Source organism: Coleofasciculus sp., assembly GCF_046539235.1.
Classification (GTDB): Bacteria; Cyanobacteriota; Cyanobacteriia; order Cyanobacteriales; family Coleofasciculaceae; genus Coleofasciculus.
In genome coordinates this window covers 1-8,691 of sequence record NZ_JBKHHI010000290.1, presented here as the reverse complement: position 1 = coordinate 8,691, position 8,691 = coordinate 1, and the positions used below count along the sequence as shown (strand labels likewise).

Annotated in this window: 6 protein-coding genes and 1 tRNA gene; 2 read left to right on the top strand and 5 right to left on the bottom strand. The window is 46.1% G+C overall.

Going from position 1 to position 8,691, the window contains the following annotated elements; all coding sequences use genetic code 11:
• Positions 1-118: 118 nt before the first annotated feature.
• From ACLFWI_RS21525 to ACLFWI_RS21515, 3 genes are all read right to left on the bottom strand, one after another.
• On the bottom strand, positions 119-2,053 hold the full coding sequence (locus ACLFWI_RS21525) for a glycoside hydrolase family 9 protein (RefSeq protein WP_446414613.1): 1,935 nt from the start codon (positions 2,051-2,053) through the stop codon (positions 119-121).
• 535 nt (positions 2,054-2,588) lie between these two features.
• Complete coding sequence (locus ACLFWI_RS21520) at positions 2,589-3,191, bottom strand: hypothetical protein (RefSeq protein WP_446409494.1); 603 nt, start codon at positions 3,189-3,191, stop codon at positions 2,589-2,591.
• Between the two features lie 213 nt (positions 3,192-3,404).
• The gene (locus tag ACLFWI_RS21515; protein ID WP_446414612.1) at positions 3,405-3,677 is read right to left on the bottom strand and encodes a hypothetical protein; all 273 of its coding nucleotides are present in this window, start codon (positions 3,675-3,677) and stop codon (positions 3,405-3,407) included.
• Between the two features lie 156 nt (positions 3,678-3,833).
• On the opposite strand from ACLFWI_RS21515, the gene ACLFWI_RS21510 reads away from it, so the two are divergent.
• Positions 3,834-5,957 carry an NAD(P)/FAD-dependent oxidoreductase gene (locus ACLFWI_RS21510; RefSeq protein WP_446414611.1) on the top strand — a complete coding sequence of 708 codons (2,124 nt, stop codon included), beginning with the start codon at positions 3,834-3,836 and terminating at the stop codon, positions 5,955-5,957.
• Between the two features lie 193 nt (positions 5,958-6,150).
• Here the strand turns inward: ACLFWI_RS21510 and ntcA are convergent, their stop codons facing one another.
• A complete protein-coding gene (gene ntcA, locus ACLFWI_RS21505; RefSeq protein ID WP_446339378.1) occupies positions 6,151-6,822 on the bottom strand; it encodes a global nitrogen regulator NtcA in 672 nt (223 codons plus the stop codon).
• 318 nt (positions 6,823-7,140) lie between these two features.
• On the opposite strand from ntcA, the gene fabI reads away from it, so the two are divergent.
• Complete coding sequence (gene fabI / locus ACLFWI_RS21500; RefSeq protein WP_446351965.1) at positions 7,141-7,917, top strand: enoyl-ACP reductase FabI; 777 nt, start codon at positions 7,141-7,143, stop codon at positions 7,915-7,917.
• A 345-nt stretch (positions 7,918-8,262) separates the two neighbouring features.
• Here the strand turns inward: fabI and ACLFWI_RS21495 are convergent.
• A tRNA-Arg gene (locus tag ACLFWI_RS21495) sits at positions 8,263-8,335 on the bottom strand.
• Positions 8,336-8,691: the final 356 nt, after the last annotated feature.

The following is an 8,691-nucleotide window of genomic DNA, read 5'->3' as shown; positions in this document are numbered from 1 at the left end:
TCAAGTCAGGGCGGGTTTTGTACAAACGTTATTATCAATAGCTGCACGAAAGTCCCTAAACCCGCCCCTACACACTCACGCACTATACCCTCGAAAGTCGTGAAGCATCAAAACTATTTCACCCATCTTGTGGCGGTTCAACTCCCCAAATTAATTGTCCACTATTATAAACCGGAATATGAGTACGTTTGCCCTTCCCGGCTTGTTCTAGCATCTCTTGGTACGACCAATCATTATTCATAGTCCAGATACCTGTCGGCGTATTCACCTGAAATTGGACATCTTTTTTATAATAAGCTTCTCCTCCAGGATAGAGTTGTGTCCCATCTACATCCACCTGAATGTAGTAAATCGTTGGCGAATTTTGCCAAGGATTGAGTCCGGATACCGTTATTCCTGATTCAGGCATGGTATTGACTGTGATATCGCTTGGGTTTCCTCCGGCTTCAATTACCTCACTACTATCGATAAAATAGCGAAACGATAAATTAGGAATAATCCGGGCGGGCCACGCGGATTTATTATAAATGGTGGCTTGCACTTCCATCAAATTATCACTCAGTTGATTCCCTTGCGCCTCGACAAAAAATTCATCGTCCCGTTGTTCGGTTGGAGGAAATTTTGCTAATGCTTTACCTCCATATTTCTGATATAGTTTCGCCACAGCACCCGTAAATCCAGCATTATAATCTGTGGCAACTTCAGTCATCTGAAAATTAGACCGTTCATCGATATAATTATCCTGCTGATCCGGTCCACCAACTAAGGCTCCATACAAAATATGTCGCGTTTCTTCCGGAATTTCTTTACTATTTGCCCAAGAACCATGTGCCGTTCGATGATGGGGTTGTCTGGGTGGGTTATTGCCAAATCCAACCACATAACTGCGCTGATCTGGATTAGAGCCTAACATATAATTAATCTGCCGTTCGGCAAAGGCATGATATTTGCGTCGCGTCCAAGGCGAGTCTACGGAGTCCCCATAAATAAAGGCTAAAAATGCCGTTTTTGCCGCATATCTTAACGAACCCCATTCATCCAGCCAAGCCAGTCCCCCTGGAGTATAAAAGATGTGCTGCCACTGACAGCGATCGCACCAATAGTCTAACCAACGTTCGGCATCTTCTTGATACTTATTTTTCCCGGTTAATTCGGCTAATAATACATAACTTCCATAGGATTTATCATCCCAGGTATGCGTCCAATTATAGGCAAGAGTCGCATTAGGTTGATCCCTTAACTGCTCATAATAGGCTTCAGCTTTCTGTAAATACTCTGGCGCTTCTGTTGCCCGATAAAGCCATGCTGCACTCCAAACCAGTTCATCAGTATAACCACTGGATTTATAATACTCTGCCGCCTCGGTAATACAATCCGAATAGTTGCCCGGATATTGCTCAGCAAAGTCATAGAGTTCTTGGGCATGTTTTAGCAAAGTTTGAGCATAATTGGCATCACTTGCTTGAAAAACCATAGCTGAAGCTGCCATCGCGGCGGCGGTTTCTCCAGCTAAATCAGAACCAGGACAAGTGGCATCAATTTTATAGGAAGGACGCTCCATCGGCATCACCTCCGCCGCCCCCCACCACCCATGATCTAAACTTCCTTTACCCACCTGACCCCATAACACTGTTGGCGTCGGATGTGCTTTAATAAAATAGTCATTAACCCAGCGCAAATTATCCAGCATGGCGTTATATTGACCACTTTGTTTATAGGCGTCTTCGTATTCAATGACGCCCCAAGCCAGAAGTGTGGTTGAAGCTGCCATGGGAAAGCCAAATTTTAGATGATCCCCGGCATCATACCAGCCTCCGGTTAAGTCAATCCCATTATCTGCACCATCAGTTAATGCCGAATCCCCCCGCCATTCCACCCGATTATTGGCAGGCAGTTTTCCTGAGCGCTGCACATCATAAAAATAGACCGCTTTTTGTAAGACTTCTCCGTAGTTGTACTGATTTCCCGCCAGAGAATCTTGACCGAGAAGATTAAATACACCGAATACCCAATAGTGAAGACAATTAAATGTTAAAACAAAAATTGTCAACACAAAAATAAGTATAAATTTAATCAGAGTGCGGACTTTAAACATAATGTCGGGGTGAACCAGAGTAATTTAATGTTAACTTATATAATTCCTGAAATTAACCAATAATTTACTCAAGTGCTAATCTTTTATTAAATCTTTAATCAAGATATATTTCACTGAGCAAAGAAAAATATCTTGACCCAACCTCTAGCTTAACTAGGACACACCATTATTTTTATTGGCGATGTACTATTCGGATCTACCTTTATCCTTAATAGCCGTCCGGATCGTGTTAAATGATAACGATACCTAGGAACATCAGTTTATCGCACTTACTCACTCTCCACGAAATCTCGTTGTTCTGAGCGTTAGTGGAGAAGCTGAAAGCCTCATTCTACCCTTGCTGATCAGGCTGAGTGCGTAAGTCCTGATCTATTAGTATCTTGGGATTTGACACAGGAGTTGTCGGTTGGGTGGACGCCGGAAATAAAGGCAAAGGCTCGCATCCCTTACTCAAAACTATTTTATCCTTAACATTGAATGAATAACCGTGAATTCACCCAGACTTAACCATCCACACCAAAAAGCTCAAAATTTGTTCAAGAGGAGGAAGTGAGTAATCCGTTAAATCAATGGTGACTCTTTGCTGTTCCAGTTTCAGAAATCGCCATTGTGTGCCACTACTAACACTACCATAAACGGCTGTAATAGCTTGCTCTTTTTCTTGATTAAATCGCTGTGCTGCTACCATTTCCGCAATGCATTGTCCGAGTCCCGATTTTAAGTCTGATTTTTTTGCTTCAACAATCACAATTGTCGGCGCTTCTACTGTTAACTGTTCCGAGGAACGACTAATTATAAAATCGCACACCCCATTCAGCCCCACATTCGCATCAATGTTAAATTCTTCCCCGGAAAATACGCTGATTTGCTGATCCAGAATGCGCCGCACTTCTAAAAGGACGGGATTGATAATCACTTCAGAACGCGCTTTTTCTGTATCAACCGCGATCGCCCAGGGTAAATCATCTAAAATGCCTTGCAGTCTGGGACTTGGTGTGATGGGTTCTAGGGAGTCTGGGAAAAAGCGAACCCCTTCAACGGTTGTCAGGTGAAAATCTTCTTTGACTTTGCCGATGGTAAATTGGCTGTAAGGCATAGGGTTAAATTTCCAGAAGCTTACCCACCCCATAGATTAATGGGTTTGTGTGACTTATATTAAGCTATTTCTGGCATCGGTGGAAACCTACTTGAGGGACAGGCAGGGTGTGAGGTGGGCAAGAGCAACCAAGAATAATATCAGCCGTAAAGGTTTATCACTCTTGCCCATCCTACTATGATTTACTCTTTTAGAGCGGGGAGTGTCAAATTCTCAACAGACACCGAGATACTCCCCACCGCCTGCCTCTATGGATGGCAGAATGTTCCAGGCTTGGGCGACAATATCACTAAGCCAGCGTCGTTGTGCCTGATCTAAGACACTATCTTCCGCTAGCACTTCAGCGGTAAGCTCGTCTAGGGACTGTCCTTGAGAACGGGCAATCTGAATGACACCGGCAATTGCCGCAGCCACTAATTCTTCGTTCACTGGTTTTTGACGGAGAGCCGCCATTTCTTGCTGACTAACTGGGATGGGATAATTCATGGTGAGTTAACAAAAGCACCCTAATTTACCGAAAATGAGAATAGTGTAAACTTTTTTTACTAATATTAAAGCAATCAGTATCCGGAAGTGTAGCGTATTTTGCTTCAAGTCACCTCCGTCATCTTGCCTAATTCCTCAGCGAATCAGATCACTCCGATGAAAGAACTTCTCTACGTAGAAATACCGAACCCCGATACCGACGCTGTTCGCACCTGGTTGCAGCAGGACTGGTACTTTGAGCTGGGGAAGAAAACGATAACCCCGGATGGTATCCTGGTACAAATTGAACATGCGTCTTCAGCCAATTCATCTACACCGATTTGCGTCCCGATTCCGGAAATCTCCATTTTTGTTTGGTCGGTGCAGCGAACCACCTACTTAAAAGCCTTTCGCTGTTGCGATCGCGCGATCCCAGGAGAACGGCAATTACTCCAGAAGCTGACAGCAGACTTACGCCATCAGTTTCCCCATCGCTATCCTGAACCCCCAGAGGTCGATTTATCCCAACAGTCTATCTTTGAGGCCCTGGCACCCTATTATCCCCAGACGGTTCATTTCTTCCAAAAAATGCCCAAAGGGGAATATGACCTCAACCGCGTCTATTGGTGGGAAAAACGATGGCGCGAAGGGGTGCGGAATCCACAGCAGCCTAAACAAGTTGTGTTTAAGACAACCGAGGAACCGACACAGCTTCTCGGAAGCCGTCACTCAAAGTCCACCTATGACCTGATTTATATCGGTGGCGCCCTAGGAGTCATTCACGCCGCGGTGATGGCACAACGGGGGTATCGAGTTCTACTGGTAGAACGGTTACCCTTTGGGCGCATGAACCGAGAATGGAATATTTCCCGGGCTGAGTTTCAGAGTCTCATCGATTTGGGGTTATTTACGCCCGATGAGTTTGAAGCCATGATCGCCAGAGAATATATTGATGGCTTCAATAAATTCTTTGATGGCAACAATCCTCCTCATCTAAAAGCACCTGTATTACATACACCAACAGTACTGAATGTGGCAATTGATTCAGAGAAATTGTTACAATTATGTGGAGAAAAGTTACAAAAAGCCGGCGGCGACATCTGGGATGAGACGGAGTTTATCCGGGCAGAGATCACGCCAGAGGAAGTTGTCGTCAGTCTACAGCATTTGCCCAGCCAAACCCCCCGACAAGCCAGAGGACGACTTTTAGTCGATGCCATGGGTACCGCTTCCCCCATCGCTTGGCAACTGAATGGGGGCAGGGCGTTTGATAGCGTCTGCCCCACAGTCGGTGCCGTGATTGCCAGTGGGTTCGAGCCAGGGGTGTGGGATTCTAACTATGGAGACGTTCTCAATAGCCACGGCGACATTTCCCGGGGACGGCAGTTGATTTGGGAACTGTTTCCGGGGGCGGGGGAGGACTTGACGATCTATTTGTTCCATTACCATCAGGTGCATCCTGAGAACCCTGGCTCTTTATTAGAAATGTATGAAGACTTTTTTACAATTCTGCCAGAGTACCGCCGCTGCGACATGGAAAAATTAGTGTGGAAGAAACCCACATTCGGCTATATTCCTGGACACTTTAGCATCAGCAGTCGCGATCGCACGGTGGCGTTTGATCGGCTAGTTGCCATTGGCGATGCGGCTTCCCTACAATCGCCTCTGGTGTTTACGGGATTTGGTTCCCTGGTGCGTAACCTGTATCGGTTAACCGACTTACTCGATACCGCCCTACGCCATAATCTCCTAACTGCCAACGATTTAAACCAAATTCGCGCTCACCAAAGCAATGTTGCGGTCACTTGGCTCTTTTCCAAAGGCATGATGGTGCCAACCGGGCGTCATTTGCCTCCCCAACGGGTTAATGCCATGCTAAATACTTTCTTTGGGCTTTTAGCTGATGAACCGCCAGAGGTGGCTGATTCCTTTATTAAAGACCGTTTTGATTGGTTAACCTTCAACCGACTGGCATTAAAAGCAGCCAGACGTAATCCTGCCCTGATTTTTTGGATTTGGGACATGGCAGGGACAAAGGATTTCTTGCGTTGGCTGGGTAGCTACTTCACGTTTACTCGAAATGCTATAGTCAGTGGATTCCTTAAGGGGTGGTTCCCGAATCTGATTCGCCGCTTACAACCCTGGATTGAAGAGCGTTATCCCTCACTAGGATTGCGACTCCTAGCCCAACGTTATGCCATGACAACGGGTATGGGATGTCCGGAAAGGGTGCAGCGTGAAGCATCAAATTCGGAGGAATTAGTGACCCATGGGGGTCAAAAGAAAGCCTTTGATTCTTGATGGTTCAACCCATGCAACTCTTGCCCTAAAAAGCAACGAGCCATTGTCGGATGTTATTGATAAGCTCAATGCTCACATTGAAGCGCCCAAAACATTTCGCTGGACTTTGGCTCGTAACCATGCACCCTATACCGGAACAACGGAGCTAGAAGCCACTTTAGAGCATGAAAAAATGGTAAATTGTATACGACGCCTACGTGAACTGCTGACTCAGCACCACAGGGTTGTGAACCGTGATTTTTTTCTTTTGAATAGAAATCATTTGATCCGTTCGCAGATCCCCCAGTAGACGAGTGACGGTTACTCGTGTGGAGCCAATCGCTTCCGCGATCGCTTGATGGGACAGCTTCAAGTCAATGGTAATCCCATCCTTGCCAGGAACTCCGAAGTCACGGCAGAGAATCAATAAAAAACTGACCAAGCGAGATCCCATATCCCGGTGAGCTAATGTCTCGATCATCATTTCCGTCTGTAAAATCCGCGAGGACAGTCCCTGGAGCATCAACATGGATAGTTCTGGGTTGTCCTTGAGCGCTTGCTCTACCTGATCAATCGGAGCCGAAAGCAATTCAACTGGGGTAAATGCCACCGCATGGTAAAACCGATCAGAGCGGTGACCTGTAATCAATGACAATACCCCAAAGACACTATTTTCCCGCAACAAGGCAACTGTAATTTCTTCACCCGCCTCATATACCCGGGAAAGCTTCACAGCTCCTTTGATTAGAAAGTAGACCCGTTCGGCAGGATCTCCTGGAAAAAAAATAGTTTTGCCCCGTTCAAAAGTTTCAACAACGGGAGGAAATGAGCTTCCGCCGATTTGACGAAACACAGCAGCTAACGGTCTATCTTGCATTACGACCATACCTATTACCCTTGTGCCAAAGCCTTACTGACTTCTAAGTGATCGCCGATGAAGCTTGAGACTCCAAAATCGGCTCAATGAACGATCTTTATATTGTATTCAAGAATACTTAATCTGAGTCCCAATAGGTTTTTTGTACCAATTGTTACATAATGAGGTGAGATGTCAACGGACACCTGATGGAGGGGATGTGAGACCTAAGCTTGGACGTAAGTCTAAGTTGACGCAATCCCCAGTGAGATCAGAAGCTCAGTAGATACGAAGTAAGCCTGAGTAGTTCACCGAATTGTTTTATTGTCTTGAAGAATTAAGATACTTATGCTGAATTTGACTGGAAAGAATGCCCTGGTGACTGGGATTGCCAACAATCGATCAATCGCCTGGGGCATTGCCCAACAGTTGCACCAAGCGGGTGCTGAGTTGGGAGTCACCTATTTACCCGATGAGAAGGGACGCTTCGAGAAGAAAGTCAGAGACTTGGTAGAACCCCTACAACCGAGTGTCTTCTTACCCTGTAACGTCCAGGATGATGCTCAAATTGACGCCACCTTTGAGGCGATTGAGAAGCAGTGGGGCAAACTGGACATCCTCATCCATTGCCTTGCCTTTGCCAATAAAGAGGACTTATCGGGAGAGTTTAGCCAAACCTCGCGTCAAGGGTTTACCACAGCCTTAGAAATTAGTACCTATTCCCTCACCCGATTAGCTGCCGCTGCTAAACCCTTAATGAAGGAGGGAGGAAGTATTGTCACCATGACCTATCTTGGCGGTGTGAAGGTGATCCCCAATTATAATGTCATGGGGATTGCCAAGTCAGGATTGGAGATGAGCGTCCGTTACCTCGCCGCCGAATTGGGACCGAGTAATATTCGGGTCAATGCGATTTCCGCAGGTCCAATCCGCACCCTAGCCTCTTCAGCGGTGGGCGGCATCTTGGATATGATTCATCATGTGGAACAGGTAGCACCCCTACGGCGAACCGTTACCCAGCTAGAAGTTGGCAATACCGCCACCTTCTTATCGAGTGATCTCGCCAGTGGGATCACGGGTCAGGTTTTATATGTCGATGCTGGATATGAAATCATGGGTATGTAATTGGATGCCTATGATTAACTTTGTCGGTTGGGTTTCCCATCTCAAATCAACAAGCGCGGCTTAGCGTAAACGTTATCGGCTTTCCCGGCTATGATCCCATCTGATATTTACCCCGCTCCCCATAGGGGAGATGGGTGAGTTTCAGACAATGGAGTAGACGCGGCTAATAAAACTGAATAAAAACTCTTATCTAGGCATCAGCATTAAAAGGAATGATCTTGGAGCAATTCATAGTCAAAAAAAACAGCAGGAACACCAAAAAACTGGCACAGACGGTAATGTGACAGTTAATTAGTTATTGGCTGAAACTCTAGTCGAATAAGAATACTGGAGTTTCTTGTTTAACGAGCACGGAGGGATTTGAACCCCCGACACCCAGAACCGGAATCTGGTGCTCTATCCACTGAGCTACGCGCCCTTGTGTGCAGCGGCGTTTCCAAGGAAACACACTGACACAAATCAAATTATAACCTTGATTTGGAAAAAACGGCAATCTGTGCCGAATAAAAAATTTCCCTGCATACGGCTCAGACTAAATCCGGGTTAACTACCCCCATATTGATCTTACTTTTCACAGGATCTGGAAAACCTCTCTCCAAACCTCTCTCCGAACCTCTCCCTAGCCCTCTCCTACAAGGAGAGGGAAGCGGAATATATTTTTTTATTTGGAGAGGCTTTGAATTCTCCCCCATCGAACAAAAGCGAAGCATCCTCTGGCTTCCCCCGTGCAACAAACGCGAAGCAACATCTGGCTTCCCCCGTGCAACAAACGCG

Excerpts from the sequence above, each read along its gene's own strand:
- ACLFWI_RS21510 (WP_446414611.1), top strand. The coding sequence starts at position 3,834 with ATGAAAGAACTTCTCTACGTAGAAATACCGAACCCCGATACCGACGCT.
- ntcA (WP_446339378.1), bottom strand. The coding sequence starts at position 6,822 with ATGGTCGTAATGCAAGATAGACCGTTAGCTGCTGTGTTTCGTCAAATC.
- fabI (WP_446351965.1), top strand. The coding sequence starts at position 7,141 with ATGCTGAATTTGACTGGAAAGAATGCCCTGGTGACTGGGATTGCCAAC.
- ACLFWI_RS21515 (WP_446414612.1), bottom strand. The coding sequence starts at position 3,677 with ATGAATTATCCCATCCCAGTTAGTCAGCAAGAAATGGCGGCTCTCCGT.
- ACLFWI_RS21520 (WP_446409494.1), bottom strand. The coding sequence starts at position 3,191 with ATGCCTTACAGCCAATTTACCATCGGCAAAGTCAAAGAAGATTTTCAC.